The 20,778-nt window shown below is 34.8% G+C and carries 18 protein-coding genes and 1 tRNA gene; 10 read left to right on the top strand and 9 right to left on the bottom strand.

Annotated elements, in window-relative coordinates:
• Nucleotides 1-17 precede the first annotated feature (17 nt).
• Nucleotides 18-761 (bottom strand): LemA family protein, encoded by a 744-nt coding sequence (locus ACXITR_RS09900; protein WP_457997066.1) that lies wholly within the window; start codon nucleotides 759-761, stop codon nucleotides 18-20.
• A 91-nt stretch (nucleotides 762-852) separates the two neighbouring features.
• Between ACXITR_RS09900 and ACXITR_RS09895 the strand changes: the two genes are divergently transcribed.
• The 3 genes from ACXITR_RS09895 to secG all read left to right on the top strand — a co-directional run bounded on the left by ACXITR_RS09895 (nucleotide 853) and on the right by secG (nucleotide 5,511).
• Nucleotides 853-3,021, top strand: coding sequence for a TPM domain-containing protein (locus ACXITR_RS09895; protein ID WP_457997065.1), 2,169 nt, complete (start codon nucleotides 853-855; stop codon nucleotides 3,019-3,021).
• A 539-nt stretch (nucleotides 3,022-3,560) separates the two neighbouring features.
• Nucleotides 3,561-5,159, top strand: a complete 1,599-nt coding sequence (gene gpmI / locus ACXITR_RS09890; RefSeq protein ID WP_457997064.1) for a 2,3-bisphosphoglycerate-independent phosphoglycerate mutase — start codon at nucleotides 3,561-3,563, stop codon at nucleotides 5,157-5,159.
• 121 nt (nucleotides 5,160-5,280) lie between these two features.
• Complete coding sequence (gene secG, locus ACXITR_RS09885; protein ID WP_457997063.1) at nucleotides 5,281-5,511, top strand: preprotein translocase subunit SecG; 231 nt, start codon at nucleotides 5,281-5,283, stop codon at nucleotides 5,509-5,511.
• Nucleotides 5,512-5,551: 40 nt separating this feature from the next.
• Here secG and ACXITR_RS09880 read toward each other — a convergent pair whose 3' ends face one another.
• The gene (locus ACXITR_RS09880; RefSeq protein ID WP_457997062.1) at nucleotides 5,552-6,616 is read right to left on the bottom strand and encodes an AI-2E family transporter; all 1,065 of its coding nucleotides are present in this window, start codon (nucleotides 6,614-6,616) and stop codon (nucleotides 5,552-5,554) included.
• Between the two features lie 332 nt (nucleotides 6,617-6,948).
• Between ACXITR_RS09880 and ACXITR_RS09875 the strand changes: the two genes are divergently transcribed.
• The 4 genes from ACXITR_RS09875 (at nucleotide 6,949) to ACXITR_RS09860 (ending at nucleotide 11,098) form a co-directional block, all read left to right on the top strand.
• Complete coding sequence (locus tag ACXITR_RS09875; RefSeq protein WP_457997061.1) at nucleotides 6,949-7,161, top strand: hypothetical protein; 213 nt, start codon at nucleotides 6,949-6,951, stop codon at nucleotides 7,159-7,161.
• Nucleotides 7,162-7,323: 162 nt separating this feature from the next.
• Nucleotides 7,324-8,031: a hypothetical protein gene (locus tag ACXITR_RS09870; RefSeq protein ID WP_457997060.1), complete on the top strand. Its 708-nt coding sequence runs from the start codon at nucleotides 7,324-7,326 to the stop codon at nucleotides 8,029-8,031.
• Nucleotides 8,032-8,118: 87 nt separating this feature from the next.
• A complete protein-coding gene (locus tag ACXITR_RS09865; protein WP_457997059.1) occupies nucleotides 8,119-9,450 on the top strand; it encodes a sensor histidine kinase in 1,332 nt (443 codons plus the stop codon).
• Entirely contained in the window at nucleotides 9,437-11,098 is a 1,662-nt protein-coding gene (locus ACXITR_RS09860; RefSeq protein WP_457997058.1) for an ABC1 kinase family protein, read from the top strand. Before ACXITR_RS09865 ends, ACXITR_RS09860 begins: the two co-directional genes overlap by 14 nt.
• 34 nt (nucleotides 11,099-11,132) lie before the next feature.
• Here the strand turns inward: ACXITR_RS09860 and sds are convergent, their stop codons facing one another.
• A complete protein-coding gene (gene sds / locus ACXITR_RS09855) occupies nucleotides 11,133-12,104 on the bottom strand; it encodes a solanesyl diphosphate synthase (protein ID WP_457997057.1) in 972 nt (323 codons plus the stop codon).
• 601 nt (nucleotides 12,105-12,705) lie between these two features.
• On the opposite strand from sds, the gene ACXITR_RS09850 reads away from it, so the two are divergent.
• Nucleotides 12,706-12,972: a hypothetical protein gene (locus ACXITR_RS09850; protein WP_457997056.1), complete on the top strand. Its 267-nt coding sequence runs from the start codon at nucleotides 12,706-12,708 to the stop codon at nucleotides 12,970-12,972.
• A gap of 58 nt (nucleotides 12,973-13,030) precedes the next feature.
• On the top strand, nucleotides 13,031-13,834 hold the full coding sequence (locus ACXITR_RS09845) for a uroporphyrinogen-III synthase (protein ID WP_457997055.1): 804 nt from the start codon (nucleotides 13,031-13,033) through the stop codon (nucleotides 13,832-13,834).
• Nucleotides 13,835-13,871: 37 nt separating this feature from the next.
• Here ACXITR_RS09845 and ACXITR_RS09840 read toward each other — a convergent pair whose 3' ends face one another.
• The gene (locus tag ACXITR_RS09840) at nucleotides 13,872-14,987 is read right to left on the bottom strand and encodes a glycosyltransferase family 4 protein (RefSeq protein WP_457997054.1); all 1,116 of its coding nucleotides are present in this window, start codon (nucleotides 14,985-14,987) and stop codon (nucleotides 13,872-13,874) included.
• A gap of 236 nt (nucleotides 14,988-15,223) precedes the next feature.
• On the opposite strand from ACXITR_RS09840, the gene ACXITR_RS09835 reads away from it, so the two are divergent.
• Nucleotides 15,224-15,295: transfer RNA gene (locus ACXITR_RS09835), tRNA-Lys, on the top strand.
• Between the two features lie 20 nt (nucleotides 15,296-15,315).
• Here ACXITR_RS09835 and ACXITR_RS09830 read toward each other — a convergent pair.
• The 5 genes from ACXITR_RS09830 to ACXITR_RS09810 all read right to left on the bottom strand — a co-directional run bounded on the left by ACXITR_RS09830 (nucleotide 15,316) and on the right by ACXITR_RS09810 (nucleotide 20,505).
• Complete coding sequence (locus ACXITR_RS09830; protein ID WP_457997053.1) at nucleotides 15,316-16,185, bottom strand: aldose epimerase family protein; 870 nt, start codon at nucleotides 16,183-16,185, stop codon at nucleotides 15,316-15,318.
• Nucleotides 16,186-16,202: 17 nt separating this feature from the next.
• A complete protein-coding gene (locus ACXITR_RS09825) occupies nucleotides 16,203-16,883 on the bottom strand; it encodes a diacylglycerol/polyprenol kinase family protein (protein ID WP_457997052.1) in 681 nt (226 codons plus the stop codon).
• 79 nt (nucleotides 16,884-16,962) lie between these two features.
• Entirely contained in the window at nucleotides 16,963-18,309 is a 1,347-nt protein-coding gene (locus tag ACXITR_RS09820; protein ID WP_457997051.1) for an IctB family putative bicarbonate transporter, read from the bottom strand.
• A gap of 457 nt (nucleotides 18,310-18,766) precedes the next feature.
• Complete coding sequence (locus ACXITR_RS09815; protein ID WP_457997050.1) at nucleotides 18,767-19,747, bottom strand: serine hydrolase; 981 nt, start codon at nucleotides 19,745-19,747, stop codon at nucleotides 18,767-18,769.
• Between the two features lie 113 nt (nucleotides 19,748-19,860).
• Entirely contained in the window at nucleotides 19,861-20,505 is a 645-nt protein-coding gene (locus ACXITR_RS09810; protein WP_457997049.1) for an HAD family hydrolase, read from the bottom strand.
• Between the last annotated feature and the right edge of the window lie 273 nt (nucleotides 20,506-20,778).

Genomic DNA, 20,778 nt, shown 5'->3' with positions numbered 1-20,778 from the left:
TTTTCAACACCCCCTAACTATTCATAAAAAGCCTTTTCCTCAAAATTAAATAACCTTACCAATAAAGAATTAGGAAAAGATTGTAAACCTTGATTATATTGTCTCACCAACTGATTATATCGCCTCCTCTCCGTAGCAATCCTATTTTCAGTACCCACAATTTCATACTGCAAATTAGTAAAAACTTGATTAGACACCATCCCCTGATTACCCAAAGCATACTCATTAAAATCTTGAATAGCTCCATTAATCCTATTAGTAGCAGCCATCTTTTCCTCCACCCCATCCGCCTCTAAATAACCCTGATGGGCATTTTCTAACCTCAAAATTAACTCCTTTTGCTCCTGAGTTTGAGCTTCAGTTAAACTAACCAAAGTAGGAATTAAATTAGCCCTTCTTTGCAACTGATTTTCCACCTGCGCCCAAGCCTCCATTACATCCTGTTGCCTACTATTTAGCCCATTGTAAGTAAAAATTGACCAAAAACTAACTATTATGGTTGTTGCAATACTAACTAACTTAAAATTTTCTTTCTTTTTCTTCGATCTTTTGCTGTTAATTCTTGTTAGTAATTGTTCTTTTCTAACTTGATTAAGAGCTTTGACTATGATTTCAGATGGTATCATTTCCTGCTCTATAATTGTTTTTTGTTCCCATGTAGAAATTTGTTTTTTACTATTTTGATAATATAACTTTGTAGCGACGCTTAAAACTTCTTCAAAAATATCATCAGGAATTACTAAGTTTTTATATTTAATCATTTTTTATAAAACTTAACTTTTTTTATTATTTTTATCCCACTTATCCTAATTTAATTTAACCTAAAGATATAACCCCCTGCCCCAAAAAGTAATGAAAATTAAACTACCCACCCGAAGCATTTTACTTAGCATAGTTTTTTCATTATCCCTACTCCTTTTCCCCCTCGTTAGCTATAGCCTCACCCCCCTTGATGTGCCTAATCCTCAAGCTACCTACAGAGGATGGGTAACAGACATGGCAAATATTTTAAGCGAAAATGCTAAAAACACCTTAAACCAGCAAATTAGTGACTTAGAAACCGACAAAGGAGTTGAAATTGCTATTGTCACCGTTGATAATACCCAAACAAGGGCAACCCCCAAAGAATTTACCACGGAATTATTTAACCATTGGGGCATTGGTAAAGAAGGCATGGACAACGGAATTTTATTTTTAGTGTCCATCGGTGATAGACGAGTTGAAATTGAAACAGGTTATGGCATGGAGGGGATATTACCCGATGCAAGGGTAGGTGATATTATCGATACTCAAATTATCCCCAATTTTCGGGAAGGAGACTATCAAAAAGGCATATTAGACGGCACAAGGGCAATCATAGAAGCCATTAATGTATCCTATGAATTTGAAACCTTAGATACTCGCAGTCGTATATATTCCCCTAATTACTTTTTGCCATTACTAAGTATCTTGGTGACTTTTGGGGGTGGATTTTTGATGAAAAAAGAAAAGACAAAATTAGATAAACCAGTCTATCTAAAAAAAGGGATAACTTCTAGGGTATCAATTACTGAAAAATATCCTACATCTGCCCTGTTAACCTTTTGTCGTTTTATCGTCACCGTTTGTTTAGGCTTTTTTCTTAATTTTCTGTTGTTTAATAGTATATTTCAATCTTCTTTTCACCTCAACCTACATAATAGTCTTGATGGGTTTATTAAGGATGCTCCCCTTAGATTTTTATTTAGTTTTCAATTAATCTTAATTTGTTGGGGGATATTTTGTTACTTATTGTTGTCTCAATGTAACTCTATTTTAGAGGAAAAACAAAGAAAAATTAGCTTTTCTAACAGTGCCTATATTTATGCTTCTTGCTTTATTTTTGCCTTTGCAAATATCCTATTTTATATCATTTTTCTTGATGCGGGAGTAAGGGTTTTTGTAACTGATTACAAAATAAATGTTTTATTAGTAGCGGGGGCATTAATGATTACTATTGTTTTAATATTACCCTTATTGAAATTTAGTAATTTAGTTACTCAATCTCTTACATCTAGTTTAAAGTTAATTTTAATATTATCTGGATTTTTGATTAGTTTTTTAGTTAACTGGTTGTTATTAAATGTCATAGCAGGTAGTTTTTATAATCAGTTTTTATTTTGTTTTCTAATTCTATCAGTTATTTATTTTGTCACTAGTGAATTCATCTTTACAACCCCTGAAGAGAGAAAGGTCAATTTACAAGATTTAAAAAATATTTTAATTTCTGCATCAATTTTTTTTACTGCCTTTACATTAGTAGTAGTTAGTGCTAGTGCCTTTATTTGGAATCTTATTCAAAATGATGGAAATTCATCTAGTTTTTTAGATAATTTAATTATAATTATGAATAATATATTTTCTTACCTAGCATTTCTCTTTTTAAACAATCAACCCTTAGCTAATTTACTAAATAGTAATAGTTCAGAAATAATTTTTATCGGTTTATCAGCAATATTAGGAATTTTGAGCATCAACATTTTTTATGAAAACTTACAAAAAATATTTACCATTAAAGAAGTTAAAAATATTAGGTTTTATGCCGATGAGTCAAAGGATATAGGATTAGAAAAAATACCTTCGGAAAAGATAAATATTTTACTAACAAAACCTGAAAGTGTTGCTCAAAAAATTGGCAGTATCGACATTGAAGCATGGGTAATTCCTGAAAGAAAAAATAAAGACTATCAACGGGAAGATTTACATATCCGCATTTACACCCGTCAAAACTCTAAGTTTAAATATTGCCCCCATTGTCAAGAATTAACAATGATTAGAACCTCTAAAGTTACTAAATCGGCGACTACTTACAGTACAGGAATTGAAAAAATTACTACTAGCTGTCATTGCTGTGACTATGAGGAAATCGAAGAAAAAATTATTCCCATGGTGGTGGTTAGTTCTTATAGTAGTAGCAGTGGTGGTAGTAGTGGTAGCAGTGGGGGCGGTGGAAGTTTTGGGGGTGGTAGCAGTGGCGGGGGAGGGGCTGGAGGTAGTTGGTAAAAGCATTAATTGATTTTATGTTTATTATTCTTATGAAAAATATTAGATAATTTTATTTATAGTAGGGAGATATTCATGGTTAGTTCTTTTGATGATTAATTTATAAATTTTATTTAATCTTTTATTTATAATTGCTTGAAAACTTTACAGCCCCTCAGTTTTTTTACTTACAATAATCCTAAATAATTGAGTAAGTATGTTTTGAAGATGTACTACTTTTGGTTATTTCACTTTAATGATAGAGATTAACTAGAATTGATTATATGTTGTGTGGATAAATGATTTCCATAAAATAATGCTGGGGCTACGGTAATGGGTTTATGGGTTGTGGTTAGGGATAAAAATTAATAAATCAAGTATATTTTGTGTTTTTTTAAGGGGCAATAAATAAAAGGTTTGACTCCGAGAAAAAGGCTATATAAGGCTTGTTATGATTTACAGACAAGTGTTTATTTATTAATTGTTCACTGTTCACTCTTTCAATGTTATTATCAAATTGCAGCTATTTAGACAACTTTAGAAGACTAGGAATAAGTATTATGAGTCAGGCGGCAATATCTCCAGTGGTGCTAGTAATATTAGATGGATGGGGTTTTCGTGAAGATGATCGGGCAAATGCGATCGCCCTTGCCAAAACCCCTATAATGGATACATTAACAAAAGTCTATCCGAATACCCTTATCAGTGCTTCAGGGAAGGCGGTGGGATTACCCCATGGACAAATGGGCAACTCCGAAGTAGGACATCTAAACATCGGGGCTGGTAGGGTTGTACCTCAAGAATTAGTAAGAATTTCCGATGCCGTAGAAGATGGCTCAATATTTAGTAACCCAGCCCTTGAATCCGTCTGTCATGATGTAATAAAATCTGAAAGTAAGCTACATTTAATAGGTTTATGCTCCGATGGTGGGGTACATTCCCATTTAGACCATTTAATCGGTTTATTAGATTTAGCCAAATTACAAGGGGTAAGCGAAGTTTGTGTCCATGTCATTACCGATGGACGAGACACCAACCCCACCGATGGTATTCATTATGTTAAAGCAATTCAAGAACATATCGACAAAATTGGTCTTGGTAAAATCGTGACCGTTTGTGGACGTTATTTTGCCATGGATAGAGATCGTCGTTGGGATCGTACCAAAAAAGCCTATGATTTATATACCCAAGATGATAATATTGTCGAAAAAAGTGCCATCGATATTATCAAAGAATCCTATGACCAAGATATAAACGACGAATTTATCGAACCCACTCGCCTCGCCCCCGGTTCCATTCAAGCACAAGATGGAGTAATATTTTATAATTTCCGCCCCGATAGAGCCCGTCAACTATGCTATGCCCTCACCATGGAAAACTTTGACGGCTTTGAAAGAGAATTAATCAAACCCCTCAGCTTTGCTACTTTTACCCAATATGACCCTAATTTACCAGTAAAAGTGGCCTTTGAACCAGAACAACTAACCAACCTTCTAGGGGAAGTAATAGCCAACGCAGGATTAAAACAATTTCGTACCTCCGAAACCGAAAAATATCCCCATGTAACCTACTTTTTTAACGGTGGATTAGAGCAACCCTTCGAGGGAGAAGACAGAGAATTGGTACAAAGCCCCATGGTATCCACCTACGACAAAGCCCCCGCCATGTCCGCAGAAAAACTCACCCAAGTAGCCTGTCGCGCCATTACCAAGGGAGAATATTCTTTTGTGGTGTTAAACTACGCTAACCCTGACATGGTAGGGCATACAGGAATGCTTGACAAAGCCATCGAAGCCATTGAGTCCGTAGATAAATGCTTAGGTAAACTTTTAGAAGCAATCAACCAAGTTAGTGGTACCATAATAATTACCGCAGACCATGGTAATGCCGAATATATGAGCGATGAAGATAATAACCCTTGGACTGCCCACACCACCAATAAAGTACCCTTTATCCTCATTGAAGGAGAAAAACGTAAAATACCCGGCCATGGTGGAAACGTAAATCTTCGGGAAGATGGTAAACTCGCCGACATCGCCCCCACTATCTTAGAAATATTACAATTACCTCAGCCACCACAAATGACAGGTAAATCTATGATAGCCAAGGCTGAATATGATGTGAAACAAAGTCGCACCCCCGTTAGTATTTCTGTATAGTTGCCATGGAAAGTGTTGATAAGAAGATTTTACCCCTCCTCCTCTCAATGCTTTTCTTCCACTCCATAATCCGCCATAATATAGAAGGCATCCATCGTAAAATTATTCATATATTAATTAAATGACAGCTTATCAAATAGTACAGATTGTTTGGGCCGTATCAGCCCTGTTGTTAATCGTCGTAGTCTTACTCCATTCCCCCAAGGGAGACGGTTTAGGAGGTATTGGTGGACAAGCACAATTATTTACCAGTGTTAAAACCGCTGAAGCTACCCTTAATCGAATTACATGGGCTTTAAGCATTACCTTTGTTACTCTTACCGTGGTTTTAAGTGCCGGTTGGTTAAATTAATAGTATTAATAGGGTGGGTATTATTGCCCACCAGCTTTTTTTAGGCTATTTTTTCTATATTTTCTTCATACTCTACTTGTAAATTATCCCCCTGCCATTTATCTAAAATATCTTTAAACAATAACTCCTCAACCCAAGTTTTAACCACCACCGTCAGGGGAAGTGCGAGTAATAAACCAATGACTCCAAAAGACTGGGCAAAAAAGATTTGAGCAAAAAGAGTTACCGCAGGTAACAAAGAAACTTTATCCGCCATCACCTTTGGGGTTAACCAATAACTTTCGATGGTTTGAATTATAAAATACCAAATTATAATTGCCACTATTTTCCATGGGGCATCGAGTAAGGCAATCATAAGAGGAAAAACAACACTAATAGTCGGGCCAATATTGGGGATAAAGTTTAAAAGTCCAGCCAAAAGGGCATGAACTAGAACTAATCTTACTTGAAAAACTAATAAACCAATACCACTGAGTGTACCAATAAATACACAGTTGATTAAAATTCCACTTAGCCAACTAACAATGGCAATTTCACTTTTATCAAATATTTCGGAAGCACGACGACGATAAAAAGAGGGAAAAAGTTTTAAGCAATAGCGACGATAACGAGAAGGGTTTAGGAGAAAAACAACGGTTAAAAATAAGACAAAGGCAATTTGTAATGTTACTGCTACAACATTAGAAAAAACCACTAAAAAATTATTAACTAAGTCACTACTAAGACTTGAGTAATTACCAATTATATCATTAAAACTAGGTACAGAAAAAGTGCCTTCTAAGTAGTTAGAATAAAATTCTTCTAAACTAGGGTTTATCTCGTCCCATACCTTGGGTAAAGTATTAATTAATAGCTGAAACTGTTCCACAAAAGGAGGTAAAATAACTACCACTAAGATATTAAAAACAATTACGCTAATAAGTGCGATCGCCAATGTAGCATATTTACGGCTAACGTTAAAATTTAACAATATTCTTACTAAACGGTTTAAAGCTACGGCAAATATCATTGCCATAAAAATTAATAAAATCAGTTGTCTGATTTTCCACAGCACATAAAGAGAAATTAAAAATACTAAAAATCCTATTGACTGTCCAAAGTTCATATAGTTAGTTACTACAATATAAATGATGATATAGTGTTTTATGATGATGAAATAGGCTTATTTTTTCAAGCATTTCTTATTTTATTAAGGAATATTTGGTAGTATCATTTTGTCTTTGAGTAGTATAATAATTAATACAATTGCTAATAAAATAATAGTTTATGATTTACTCCGATAACTTAAAGTCATTTTTCAAAAAGTAAAGATAAATTTGCTCATTATTTTAGTATTAATATAATGTTGATAAAATAGAAGCCTTGTAATCCCAAATAAAGAAAGTATTTTTTATAGTAAAATCATTTTAAACCTTTGTGATCATAAAAAATATTAATATGGATAATCAACAAAATCAAAATCCCTTCATCCTAGAATTAGGTATCAGTATTTTAACGCCTCCAATTCTTTTAGGGTTAAGTATTAGTCGTGAAGTAGGGGAGGTAATGAATAGTTTAGGAAAAGCAAGTGAGGAAATTTTTCGGGGGCAACATCTACCCATATTAAAAACTCAATCAGAAACTTCATCAACATCTCAGCCCGAAATGTGATAACTTTTTGACAAGATTGTTTTTCACTGGAAGTTAATGGCATAAAAAACCTTCTTCTGCTGTATAAACTGAAATTTACAACATATCCCATGACTTCAATGTTTAATTTGAAAATGGGAAAATGTCAAAAGCAAAAAAACCATAGTCAAGGAAAAAGTTACCGTGGCTTCCCATAATACCCATTCCGACAACAAAACTATACCCTCCCCAGACTCCCAGAAAAATCGCTATAAAATTTTAGCAGGTAATGGGTGTCATCAGGCGATCGCCGAGGTTTATGGTATATTAGTACCCCCTACTGAGGAAAATAGTTACCATAGCCTGATATTACCCGATGGCTGTGCCCTAGACGCAACCTTTAAAGATGCCAGACTTAAATGGTTAGCCCATAATAAGGAAGGAGTATTAGGCGCCCATTGGTTTCGAGGTTATCCAAAAATGAAAGATAACAAGCTGGTGGCTTTCCAGATTGTGGCTTGGGATATGGATATGCCTACCAACGAAAGAGGATGGGAAACATGGGAATTTACAGGGGTTTGGACAATGCAAAAAAACCTCACTGTACAACGCTCCATGGGTTTAAAAGACATACGTCAACAAGCCAAAGAAACAGGATTTATCAAAAAATTCAAGTACACCTTTAATAATACCTATGACTGGTTAAAAAGCAAGAAACTGTGGAGTGGCTATGTTTATAAAATATTTTGTCGTCGGGAAGGGGATACCCTTAAAATACAAAAAGTAATTCCCTACGCTTGTCCTCGTAAAAAACCTGTCCCTCGCCATAAAATTCAGAGTCAGAAAGAATCACCCAGTCAACCCAAATCATATCCTACCTCTGCCCCCAAAAAATCTTTTGAGGAAAAATAATTGATAATTACTAGCTAAGTTCAAAATTTTTATTAATAAGTTAAGTATGATAGAGAATAATGATTAAGGGCTAATAATATTATTTAAATGGACGCTATTTTTGATCTTGATTTGATTAACACCGTAAAAGTCCTTAAACTAAATCGACTTTCTATTATACGGTTTAAATATGATCATATTATCCAATCCCACTACAAAAATAAATCAATCCCTTCGGCTACCATTGAAAGGGTTTTTGATTGTCATGAGTCTCAAAATTATCATGCCGATAAAGAAATAAAATATTATGATTTATCTAAATCCTCCCTTATTTCCCATGGTTGGAAAAATGCCCCTGATGTATTAATGTTAGATACTCCAGAGAAAATTAATCAAGATTATGGAGAAGAAGATTGGACAGAGGTATTTGAACTTGATTTAATTAATTCATTATTATTTATTCCTCTTCATTTAGAAAAACAGAAAACTAAATATCAACCCAATATTTTAGGTAGTTTAATTTTACAAAGCTACACACCAAAACAATGGACTAATGCAGAAATAGAGGCTTTTAAATGGATTGGAAAAAAAGTCACCACTGATATTATTAATCAACAAACAGTTAATAAAGTTCAATCTTTAGTAAACGAGCGCACCAGTCAACTGAGATTTAGCCTTGATGTTCAAGCAAAATTATCCAATAAATTGAGATTTCATTTAGATGAATTAAGAGAATCTAATAAAGTAAAAGATGAATTTATTGCTAGTATGAGTGATGCCTTAAAAACTCCTTTATCTAATTTAAAAACAGGCATAAAAATGCTGAAGCTCAGAAATAAAGATGAATCATTACAACTTTATGTTGATATTTTAGAGCAAGAATGCGAAAAGGAAATTAACTTGGTAGATAATCTTTTAACTATTCAAAAGTTAAGAGCTAAGGAGATGGAAATAAGTCCTCAAAAAGTTCATTTATCTTCTTTTTTACAAGATATTCGTCAAAACTTTAGCAAAAAATTAACAGAATCTCAACTTAGTTTTAATATTAGTTCCCAGTTAGATTTCTTATTAACCGATTTAAAAAGTTTTGAGCTAATTGTTAAGGAATTAACCCTTAATGCCATTAAATTTTCTACAGCCCAAACAGTGATATATTTAATTATTGAAAAGCACCATGATTATTTTATCATTGAAATATCTAACATTGGAGCGGAAATTACTTCAGAAGAGCAAGAGGATATTTTTCAACCTTTTTATCAGGGGGCTGGGGTTGAAAATGTCACTAATGGGGGTACAGGATTAGGACTTGCTTTAGTTAAGTCGTTGGTAGAGAATTTAAATGGTACTATTGAAGTTTCTAGTATTTTATCTCCTAATTCTAAGGACTATATCAACACTTTTACCATAACTTTACCGCAAGAAGTGCATGAAGTTTACTGAGCCGAATATATCATGGGAGCGTGATAGTTATTCTCCCCTTAAGCGTCAATGGCAGATTTTTAAAATCGCCTTCAGATTTGCATTTTATCTTTTTCAAGATTTTTGTCTTAGAAAAAATAGTTCTTTTCAGCGTCATAAAAGAGCTCAATGGTTAGTTTCTCAATTAATAGAATTAGGTCCTACTTTTATTAAAATTGGTCAGGCTTTATCCACTCGTCCTGATTTAATTCCCGTAGAATATATTACCGAACTTAGTAAGTTACAAGATCGAGTTCCTGCTTTTCCATCCGAAGAGGCGATCGCCCTTATTGAACAAGAATTAAATACATCTATATATACTGTTTATCAAGAATTTGAACCAGTACCCATCGCCGCAGCTAGTTTAGGACAAGTACATTGGGCAAAATTAAGAACAGGGGAAGAAGTTGTTATTAAAGTGCAAAGGAAAGGATTAGATGAATTATTTAACCTTGATTTTCAAGTCTTAAAACAAATTATTAGCTTTTGTAATCGCTTTTTACCCGGATTTAAAAAATATGAATTAAACTTAGTTTACCAAGAATTTTTTGAACTATTATTCTCAGAAATAGACTATATAAATGAAGGAAAAAATGCCGAAAGGTTTCGCAATAACTTTCTTGATTATCCTAATGTGGTTGCCCCTAAAGTATATTGGCAATATACCAGTGCTAGAATTTTAACCCTCGAATTTTTACCGGGTATCAAAATTAACGACAAAGAAGCCCTACAAAAGAAAGGTATTCCCCTTAAACCCTTGATCGAGACTGGTATTTGTAGCTATCTCAAACAACTACTAGAAGACGGATTTTTCCAAACAGACCCCCATCCCGGTAATATGGCAGTAAGGGATGATGGTGCGATTATTTTCTACGACTTTGGCACCATGGCAGAAGTAAAAGGATTAGCCCAAGAGCAAATGATTCAGACTTTTTTTGCCATATTACGCAAAGATACTGATAAAGTACTGGAAATGCTCATTTATATGGGTTTGATTGAGCGAGTGGCCGATATGAGCGCCGTAAAAAGGTTAATTAGTTTCCTACTGGAAAAATTTAGAGACAAACCCGTAGATGTTAACGCTTTTCAAGAAATTAGCACCGAAATTTATGTGATGTTTGAGCAACAGCCCTTCCGTTTACCTCCCCAGATGACTTTTATTGTCAAAGCCTTGACTACCCTTGATGGTATTGCTCGAAATTTAGATCCTGAATATAATTTAATGGCTGCTAGTCAACCTTTTATTAAAAATATAGTTCGTTCTGGAAATCAAGGCAATATATTAGTAACCGTTTTTAATCAGACAAGAATTTTCATTCAAGAAAGAATTAATAAACCCTCCTCCCTAGAAAGTTTTATGCAAGAATTTCAAGCAAAATTAGACGGCGGAGAATTACAACTTAGGGTGCGCTCTTTGGAAAATGAAAGAATGTTTAAAAATATTTATCTAGCCCTAAAAACCATTCTTTATGGCTCATTAATGGGCTTTTCTTTATTAAATGCAATTTTGTTAATATCAACTATTTACAGTCAGTGGGCGGTATTTTTATTTGGTTTAACAGGATTATTTGCTCTTTTTTTCCTCCGCTCTATCATTACCTTAACTCTGCAAGAAAAGTTTTTAAAATAACTTTAATTATCAATTATCCATTCTCAATTATTAATTATTTAATCCTACTTAGAAGATAATCAGTCAATTCCATTAAAGCCTGAGTAGAAGGGGAAGGAGATAAACAATCTAATTCCTGTAATGCTAATTTACTATGATGTTCAGCCATTGCCCTAGATTTTTCAATACCATTGCTATCATAAACCAACTTTAGGGCTTGTTCTAAATCTCCCTCTTCACTAAATTCCCTCTCAATGAGCATAGTTAAAGAAGGATTCTCCTCCATGGCAAATATCACAGGGGCCGTTAAATTTCCACTGGCTAAATCTGAGCCTGCGGGCTTACCTAAAACCTCCGTGGGGGAAGTAAAATCTAAAATATCATCAACGATTTGGAAAGCTAAACCCAAATTTTTGCCATAATTATAAATTTTTTGAGCGGTTTCTGCACTGGTATCACTCAACACCGCTGCCGCCTTGGCACTATTAGCCATTAAAGAAGCGGTTTTAAAATAACTTTTTTGTAAATATTTTTCTAAAGATACATCCGTATCAAAACAACTCAAACCTTGCTGGATTTCCCCTTCTGCAAAATCCCTAATCACTTCTGAGAGTAACTTAACTACTTGTAAATTATCTAAATTTGCCAAATACCATGATGACTGGGCAAACAAAAAATCCCCCGCTAAAACAGCAATGCGATTACCAAATAAACTATTGACGGTGGGAACTTGTCTTCTTAATTCTGCATCATCAACCACATCATCATGAACTAAACTAGCTGTGTGAATCATTTCGGTGATTTCTGCTAGGCGCCGATGGCGAGGGGTAATGTCTTCTCCCTCCATGGTGGCACGAGACACGAGTAATACAATCGCTGGGCGAATTCTTTTTCCCCCTGCACTGAATAAATGCTCTGCTGCCGCTCCTAGAATGGGATGTTGGGCGCCTACTAATTTGGTTAAATTGTCGATTAGGAGGTGCAAATCTTGGTCAACGGGCTGGAATAGAGAAGTTACAGTTGTCATTGATGAGTTGTATTAGCAAAAATAGTTTACGAAAGTTCACATATCTTATTACTATTTTAAGCTATGGTTTGCTTACTGACACGGCAACTCTCCATCTTCCCATACTTTAAAACAAATGAAAAGGATTCAATTCTATATTTGATAAGGGTTATGGCTGAATAAAAAAAATATTTTTTTTTCTAATTTTTAAAAATCTGTGTTATCATATACTCAGGGAATAAATAGCTTTCTCAAAGTAAAAAGCTCTCGCTCTCAAAATTTGTCGTGAATATTAATGGCTTCGAGTATAGCTTGATTTGATTTGAAAGCCTCGACTTTTAGAGAACAGGGTTTAAATTAATAGTATGTGAGGGTGAGGATAAATGATTTAGCCTTGTATGGGGTTGATTCTTACTTATTTTTTCTTCTCCTACGGTGTTTTGCTACCTATAAAATTCTCCATAGCCCTTGAGTTTATTAATTCTCAGGGAGTTTTGGGATATGGTAACGGTTATTTTGGTTACTTTTTGGTAGTGTGGCTATATAAATATCTAAGCTGAGTTTACGGCAGAAGCGAAAGAATTTTTTAAATATATATCATATCAACGGTGCAACTACAGTGATGGATTGCAATGCTTTGCGGTGCAAATTTAAAGCTGTTTGTTTAGATATACTCCATGGTCAATGGTATTTTATTCCCGAACATTTTGATCTTCTTTGGTTAAAAGTGTTCGATTTTTGGTTTTTTGTTACTCTTATTTTCGGAGGTTTTTCCATGCTCATTCCTTTTCTCGCCCTCATATATGTGTTGTTAGTTTATATTTTGTTGTTGGTTGCTCAACGGTTTAAAAAACTTAATGATAAATCGACTACGGATATAAATAGTTGACAGTTTGCCGAGGACGGTTGAAAATCGATAAATGGTTTTATCATCAACTGTCCTAAGCATGCCTACATATACAGACAATTATCCTTTAGCTGGACAAACTATTTTAGTTACCCGTGCCATTTCTTCCTCTAGTCAGTTTCGGAATATGCTCGAGGATAGAGGGGCGACGGTATTTGAGTTGCCAGCGTTGGAAATTCGCCCTCCTTCTAGTTGGGATGGGTTAGATAGTGCGATCGCACATATTAATAATTTTGAATGGATAATTTTAACCAGTGCCAATGGGGTAAACTATTTTTGGCAGAGATTAGAAAAGGCTGGAAAAAACCAAACGGATTTAAGGGGAATAAAAATTGCGGTGGTGGGAAAAAAAACCGCCCAAGTTTTGCAGGAGTATAATCTACAAGCAGACTTCATTCCCCCTGATTTTATCGCTGATTCCATGGCGCAAAATTTTCCAGAGTCTTTGGGGGGGAAAAGGATTCTCTTCCCTCGGGTAGAAACTGGGGGCAGAGAAATTCTGGTGCAAGATTTAACCCAAAAGGGGGCGCACATAACGGAGGTATCGGCTTATCAGTCGGGTTGCCCCAAGGAAATGGATAAAACCATTTTACACGCCCTCGAAAATGAAATTATCGATATTATTACTTTTGCTAGTTCTAAAACTGTCCGCAATTTTTATACCATGGTAAAGGCACAGTATCCCCATGATACCCTTTCTTTATTTAATCACAGTGCGATCGCCTCTATCGGTCCTCAAACCTCTGTTACTTGTCAAGAAATATTTGGTAGAGTAGATATGGAAGCCCAAGAATACACCCTTGATGGATTGGTGAGGGCTATGGTGGCGAAAGTGAGAGGTTAGGTTTAGACAATAGGTATAATTAATTTCTCTGTTTTGTTTACCCCTCAATTAATTCCTTTAATCTTTTATCCAAAACTTGTAAACTAAATTTTTTTATAGTCTCCTGCCGTAACCATTTTCCATCGCAACGGCGGTCATTTCCTTGTAAAATTTCTATACAACCATTTGCCACCGCATCCACATCTCGATGGGGTACTCTCCAGCCCAAATGCCCATCCTGTAAGGGATCTGCCGAACCGTCATTATCCCCACTCAATACGGGCTTACCACAAGCCATGGCTTCAAGGTAAACAATGCCAAAACCTTCTTGGGAGGGCATAATATAAGCGTCACAGACTTGGTAATGGCTTACTAATTCGGGGGTAGGTACAAAACCAGCAAAGATTACTTTTTCTTCGATGCCCAAATCTTGGCTTAACTTTTTCAGTCTTGGTTGGTCATCTCCTCTACCCACTACCAAATATTTTACATCAGGATAAATTTTTAAGATCTTCGGTAATGCCCGGATAGTAACATCTACTCCTTTATAAATATCCCCTGACCATAGTCTAGTTACGGTTAATAATACCTTACTATTTTGCAAGTTATATTTTTCCAGCAATTCAGGGGGTTTTGGGGCAATGGTGAATCTCTGGGCATCCACTACACAGGGCAGAATATCTATTTTATCCTTATCTATGTTATTAGATTCGTAAATGCGATCGCAACTGTAGCGACTAATAGTTATAACTTGGTTAGCATCATTTAAAACCTGCCTTGGCTTTGGGGGTAAAGTATCCCATACCTCCTTACCGTAAGTTAAAACAGTGTAGGGAATATTCAACAAACCACAAAATAACCTCGTCACCCCACCTAGCTTAATATGTCCACAAAAAACCCTTTGGGGGCGATGGATTATCAAACCCCACAATAAATTAACCATAAACCGAATTCTACCCACCATGGGGGAAGCATCAGCAAAACCCTTAAACCTCACATTACCGCCCATTAAATCATCATCCACAGGATACTTATCCCGTAAAACCAACACTTGCCCTTGATAATCTAACTTTTGATATGCCCTCAACACATCCTTGACATAGGATTGGATACCCCCCTCTTGGATAAAGACTTCTAGAAATAGAAATAAATGGTCAGGCTTTTTATTTTCCACTATCATCCACCGCACTAAACTTTGGCAACATTCTACCCTACCAGTCCTTTAAATTTTTGATAACTTTCCCACAACTTTCTCCCTAAAAAGTGTTTTGTATGTAGTATGATTAGAACGAGACTAAACAACAAAGTTCCAAAGCATATCAATCTTTAAAAAAGATCTAAAAAAAACTTGCATCTTTAAAAAAACTTCGTTAGTATAGTTAATGTCGCTAAATTAAGTTGAAGCGATGAGGGTCGCTAGCTCAGCGGTAGAGCACTCGGCTTTTAACCGATTGGTCCTGAGTTCGAATCTCAGGCGACCCATAAATTCAGAAATCACCTTGTTAAACGTTACTAACACTGATTTCAAAATAACCATCACAACCCTGACTTGGTTTCAGATTTATTATATTATTCCCTGTATTCAAACCATTCCTAGGGGCGCTCCAAGGTTCAAGACAAATGTAGTTTTTACCCTTCAAAGTCCAGAACACTAAAGTAGAAAAAATTTCTGAATACTTTAAAGATACCTTAATATTTCTTTTATGGTTAACAAAAGAAGCACTATCCTTAATAACTTTTTTGAAAGCAATATCGATCTCATCTTGATCATAATCTAAACTTCCAGAAAAAGGAAAAGTCTTATCCCCTGCCTTATTAGTATATTCAGAAGCGGGAATCTCTAAATCTAAACTATCTTTATCCTGACACCAAAAATAGGGGTGAAAACCAATGGAAAAAGGCATCACCTGATTAGACTTATTATAAGATTCCTGCTTTATAATCAATCGATTACCCACTAACTGATAAGTAAAAGTCAATTCAAACTCAAAAGGATATACCGATAAAGTCTCCTCGTTGCTAGTTAGTCTTAAAACTATTTCTGCCCCTTCATCCGTGGATTGAGAAACCACTTCCCAAGGTAAATCCCTCGCAAAGCCATGTTGTTTTAATTGATACTCTTTTCCCCCATGGAAAAATTTATCATCGGGTAAGTTACCACAAATAGGAAATAAAATCGGATTACCTCCCCTTACACTCAGCTGAGGATTTTTAAACCTTTCTTTGTCCAAATAAAATATATCCTGTCCGTTTAATTTCCATGCAGTGATGATGCCCCCTTTTTCTGGTACAACTTCCAAACGAGAATTATTTTCTCTATCTTCTAAAATATAAGTTAAATAATCATCTTGTTTTATAGATATATGAAACATAAAAATTAATCCTCTTTTTAACTAAATAGTTGTAGTGAGTAGTAACAAAAAATAGCACTGAAAACTGGTACTGTTAGATTATCAATGCCAACGATAGAAAAAGTTTCTAAAATGGTAGCAATAATGGCCGTTGTTAAGGCAATTAAAATAAAATAATTTTGCCATGGATAAACAAAAAATAAGATACTTAAAATAACGATCGCACTTATGACCATCATAGCAGATGAACCTTCCCAGCTTTTTTGACTACCTAAAAAATAATACTTATGTTTACCCCATTTTTTGCCAATTAAAGCAGCAGAAGCATCACCCCAAGTCATAATTAAAATACCAATAGCCGTAAACTGAGGCAAAGATTTATCCCAAAATAAAAAGGTTAAAATACCAATACTTAAAGCATAAAATAAAGTACCTAAACTTTTTCTACCCACCCCATTGACACTAGGTAAAATTGGTAAAATATAGGAAATAATTGCCACAATACTTGCCCCCAAAGAAGCTAGTAAAATTAGGTGGCTAGGGATATTTAACCACCATGCTAACAGGATAACTTGACCAGCTCCGATGTGAACAATTTTTCTAGTTATTTCCGAATTTGCTTGATAATAACGCCGTAGAATTTCAGAAATTAGAATCAGGGTTACTAGATAAAAACCAACGAAAGTGATAGGTAGAATTTGCTGAAAAACTAAAGTCATGAAGGTGAGGTGATGAAGTGATAAGACAGCACAGACGATAAACTAACTAAAAGTAAGTTTAATTATCAACTATCCATTATCAATTATCCATCACCCTGACGTTACTGGCAATTACACCGATTAATAACCACCATAAAGTATTAATTTGAGGGCGAAACCACACCGTATCAAATATCCCTTGGGTGGCTAAACCTACCAAAGCCGCAAGACTGGCAATTATCCAGATACCTATGGTTTTGTTTTCTGCTTTAAATATTTTGATTTTGGCAATAGATTTTTTACAAACAGATACCAAAATTCCCATAAATAAAGTGATGCCGATAATACCTGTTTCTAGGGGAATTTCTAAAAAGATAGAATAGGAACTTAGGGCAGTAAAATTAGTTTTCATATATAAGGGATAAATCTGGTTAAATACTTGATTGCCCAAACCTATTCCCGTGATGGGATAATCTCGCATCATTTGAAATACAGCATACCAAACGTTAATACGAAAATTATTACTACTATCCCCCCGCCAAGAAAACATACTCAGAATCCTTAATCTTAAAGGTTCGACTACAATAAGGGCAGAAATGATTAATAAAAAAACTGTACCCATAATTATTGGCACTAACCATCTACGCCAATAGGGTGAAAGGTATTCTGCCCACCAATAGTTTAATCCGAGTAAAAAGGTGAAAAAAAGAGCAATAAGGGCTAACCATGCCCCCCTACTTCCCGTAAAGTAAATACAGACGGTATTGGTAACGACTATTACCAAGGCAAGGGCTTTTTGGGGTAAGGTTTTCCATAATATTAATGCCCCTAAACCAAGGGCAACGGCGGGGAGTAAGTAACCACCCAAGAGGTTAGGATTACCTAAATAACTATAAACCCTTGTTACGTCTGCATTAGGGGATGTGGGATCTGTCCATGTAGCTAATGGTGTTACACCTATAAATTTTTGTCTAATGCCATAACCACTAACGATAAGGGAAACGAGAAGATAAGTGGTAGTTATCCATTCTAAAAATTTTTTATGTTGGAATACCCTGGCACAGAGGGCAAAAAACATTAGATAAAGGGTAAATTTTATTAATCCTGAAAGGGAAGCTGTTTTGAGGGGGGAGAAGGCGGTGGAAATGATGGAGGCTAACCAATAAAAAAATATCCAGAGGTGAATGGCAGTAATTTGATTGGGATTGGTTTCGGCGATGGTAAGCAGAAGCCAAAAGCCACTAATGGCTACGAGGATTATCCCCATAAGGGTGGTGGTGGAAAAGGGGGCTAATACTATTAATATACCTATAAGGATAGAGGCGATCGCATCGGAGTATTGTAATAAATAACTGGTATGATGCCAATTACTGAGTAAGCCTACGCTTTTGCCTACAAGGCTTGTTTTTCGCCATTGGGCGAGGGAATTTGAGACGCTAGTATTCATTTTGAGGGTTTAATTCGGTTTTGATGAAAAAGTGGATTCGTGGGGATAAGAGGCAATGTTTTTTATATTTTAAACATACTCAATTTATTTAGAGATTTTAACCCATTATTTTACTACTACGTGGATTGTTTTTTTAGACTTCCTTAATTACGGTATGAAATATGAAGAAACAATCATAATGACCAGTGGAAAATGCCTAGTAATTTACGAAGGCCTGATAATGCCCACGACTTCTTCCAATAATGACAGAAATGATTTATTGTTTAATTTTTTGATAGCAAATAATTTTGATTTTATATATTTGTTATGATTTAATAATATCTCACATCGAAAAAGAAAATAGAGAGAAAATATCAATAAGCAATAGTAAAATCTTCTCTCTATAAATAATATAGATCAGCTTGAAAAAAATTCGTCATGATACATCTTTCCTAGGTAGAGACGTAAAGCATTAGCATCAAGACAAAATTTGTAAACTTTCAGCAATAGCTTGTAAAAAATCATTTCCAATTTGTGTTTCTAATTTTCCTGTTTCATCATTCCAATTTAACAAAAAAGAATAATAAGCCCAATGATTGTTAGAAAAACTTACTCCTCCTGCAAGAGAAAGAGCATACTGAGGATTAAAGCTAATACTTCCCCCTTTTACGTAACCTAACGCACCTTGAGGAATAAATGTATCAAGAATCTTAGGAAGAGTTAAGATTCTTTTAAAGAGAGTTAAAGTTTCTGATTTTTGAAAAAATTGCCCCTGCAAAGCACTTTGATAAAACTTAACAAAATCTGCAGGAGAAGATAGCATTGTTTGTTGATTATTAATGATATTTCTTGTGACGCTTATGGGATTGTCGATTGCTTCTGAAACTTCTTGCCAACCTAAATCTTCTCCATTTTCAGCCCCTAAAAGATAAGAAAAAAAGATTCTAGTATTATCAGGGATGATCGTATTTTCCAAACCGATTTCTTCAATTAATTGACGAACATTTTCCACCTTAACATAATTTAATAGGGCATCAGTGGCAGTATTATCACTGTGCATCATCATGGCTTCTAAAGCAACAGAAGCAGTCGTTTTTCCTGATAAGTCACTGAATACTGGGCTAGATAATGTTCTAATACTGTCGTCAATTAAAATTTGATCATTTAAAGACACTTCACCCATTTCCATTTGCCTTAAAAATTCGGTTAAAACATATACTTTAAAACTGCTACCACAAAAAAGAGGCATCGTAGAATTTAACGATACCTCCTCAGATAAATCATTCTTAACAATGAGAATATTAATAGCTTTTTCCCCAGGTAAATGAGAAAATAAATCAATTATTTTATCGGGTAGATTTTGAGGATTGTTCACAGATTTTATGACCTTTGGATAAGCTATAGTTGCTAAACCTGTTAAACCTAATATTTGACCGAAATTCCGACGAGATAATTTCATAAAATTGTCCTTATTCTATTAGCAGATTGATTTGACATTCTCTTCCATAATATAGTAAGTGGTTTTTGGTTTTAATTGCATTCTCGCCGTGTATCAAAAATGTTGTCAATTGTTCATTGTCCATCGTTAATTATTTCTATGATTGCTGGTAAATTCATGGGGGGATTCATATGAATGGTTTGAATGCCTAATGCTTTGGCACAGTTTACATTATGGATATTATCATCAATGAATAGGGTACGGTGAGGATTAAGATTATTTTTTTCAATTACATAATTATATATTTTTGGGTCTGGTTTATGTAATCCTATTTTATGGGAATAATAAACTTGATCAAATAGTTTTTCTAGGGAATATTGAGGAATAGATTTGTTAAATCTTTTTTCTACTTCTTCGATGTGAATAGAGTTTGTATTACTAAGAATAAAGGTTTTTTTCTCTTGCTTAATTTTAGATAATAATTCTCCTAATTCTGGAGGTACCTCCCCTAACATTCCATTCCAAATAGTTTTTATTTCTTTATCACTTTTATCTAATTTAATACTTTCTCTTACTTTTTCAATAAATTCTTGATCTCCTATTTCGCCGATTTCATACCTGAGGGCGATCGCCCTTAAATCTTTAATTAAAATATCCTTATCACCAGAACTATGTTCTGCAAAATAGCGATAGGGATAACCCATATCAACCTCAATAATCACACCCCCCAAATCAAAAATAATTGCCTCTAATTCCTCGTATTTTATCGCCAACGACATGATTTATTTAACTATTAAAATTATTATAATTGTCCATTGTCAATTGTCCATTGTCAATTACCCTCACCACCCCATTTTTTCAGAACCCTACACATCAAAATATTGCCTGTTCCCTGTTCCCTAACCTAATTAGTTGACACTCACTCGCCCTAAAGTGCGAGGATTCTTAAGAAATTAACTCAAACTTACGTTTAAGTTAGTTATTCTTAACGGACTTGTCAAGAGTCCATTACACACTTGAGCAAAGCCCTCATGCTTACTTTTTCTGCCTAT

The organism is Cyanobacterium sp. (assembly GCF_054166785.1).
The sequence above is the reverse complement of the archived record's forward strand: the minus strand, read 5'-3'. Positions and strand labels throughout refer to the sequence as shown.

What these genes read in the sequence shown, in the direction of transcription:
- ACXITR_RS09900 (WP_457997066.1), bottom strand. Translation starts at nt 761, where the DNA reads ATGATTAAATATAAAAACTTAGTAATTCCTGATGATATTTTTGAAGAA.
- ACXITR_RS09895 (WP_457997065.1), top strand. Translation starts at nt 853, where the DNA reads ATGAAAATTAAACTACCCACCCGAAGCATTTTACTTAGCATAGTTTTT.
- gpmI (WP_457997064.1), top strand. Translation starts at nt 3,561, where the DNA reads ATGAGTCAGGCGGCAATATCTCCAGTGGTGCTAGTAATATTAGATGGA.
- secG (WP_457997063.1), top strand. Translation starts at nt 5,281, where the DNA reads ATGACAGCTTATCAAATAGTACAGATTGTTTGGGCCGTATCAGCCCTG.
- ACXITR_RS09880 (WP_457997062.1), bottom strand. Translation starts at nt 6,616, where the DNA reads ATGAACTTTGGACAGTCAATAGGATTTTTAGTATTTTTAATTTCTCTT.
- ACXITR_RS09875 (WP_457997061.1), top strand. Translation starts at nt 6,949, where the DNA reads ATGGATAATCAACAAAATCAAAATCCCTTCATCCTAGAATTAGGTATC.
- ACXITR_RS09865 (WP_457997059.1), top strand. Translation starts at nt 8,119, where the DNA reads ATGGACGCTATTTTTGATCTTGATTTGATTAACACCGTAAAAGTCCTT.
- ACXITR_RS09860 (WP_457997058.1), top strand. Translation starts at nt 9,437, where the DNA reads ATGAAGTTTACTGAGCCGAATATATCATGGGAGCGTGATAGTTATTCT.
- sds (WP_457997057.1), bottom strand. Translation starts at nt 12,104, where the DNA reads ATGACAACTGTAACTTCTCTATTCCAGCCCGTTGACCAAGATTTGCAC.
- ACXITR_RS09850 (WP_457997056.1), top strand. Translation starts at nt 12,706, where the DNA reads ATGGATTGCAATGCTTTGCGGTGCAAATTTAAAGCTGTTTGTTTAGAT.
- ACXITR_RS09845 (WP_457997055.1), top strand. Translation starts at nt 13,031, where the DNA reads ATGCCTACATATACAGACAATTATCCTTTAGCTGGACAAACTATTTTA.
- ACXITR_RS09830 (WP_457997053.1), bottom strand. Translation starts at nt 16,185, where the DNA reads ATGTTTCATATATCTATAAAACAAGATGATTATTTAACTTATATTTTA.
- ACXITR_RS09825 (WP_457997052.1), bottom strand. Translation starts at nt 16,883, where the DNA reads ATGACTTTAGTTTTTCAGCAAATTCTACCTATCACTTTCGTTGGTTTT.
- ACXITR_RS09820 (WP_457997051.1), bottom strand. Translation starts at nt 18,309, where the DNA reads ATGAATACTAGCGTCTCAAATTCCCTCGCCCAATGGCGAAAAACAAGC.
- ACXITR_RS09815 (WP_457997050.1), bottom strand. Translation starts at nt 19,747, where the DNA reads ATGAAATTATCTCGTCGGAATTTCGGTCAAATATTAGGTTTAACAGGT.
- ACXITR_RS09810 (WP_457997049.1), bottom strand. Translation starts at nt 20,505, where the DNA reads ATGTCGTTGGCGATAAAATACGAGGAATTAGAGGCAATTATTTTTGAT.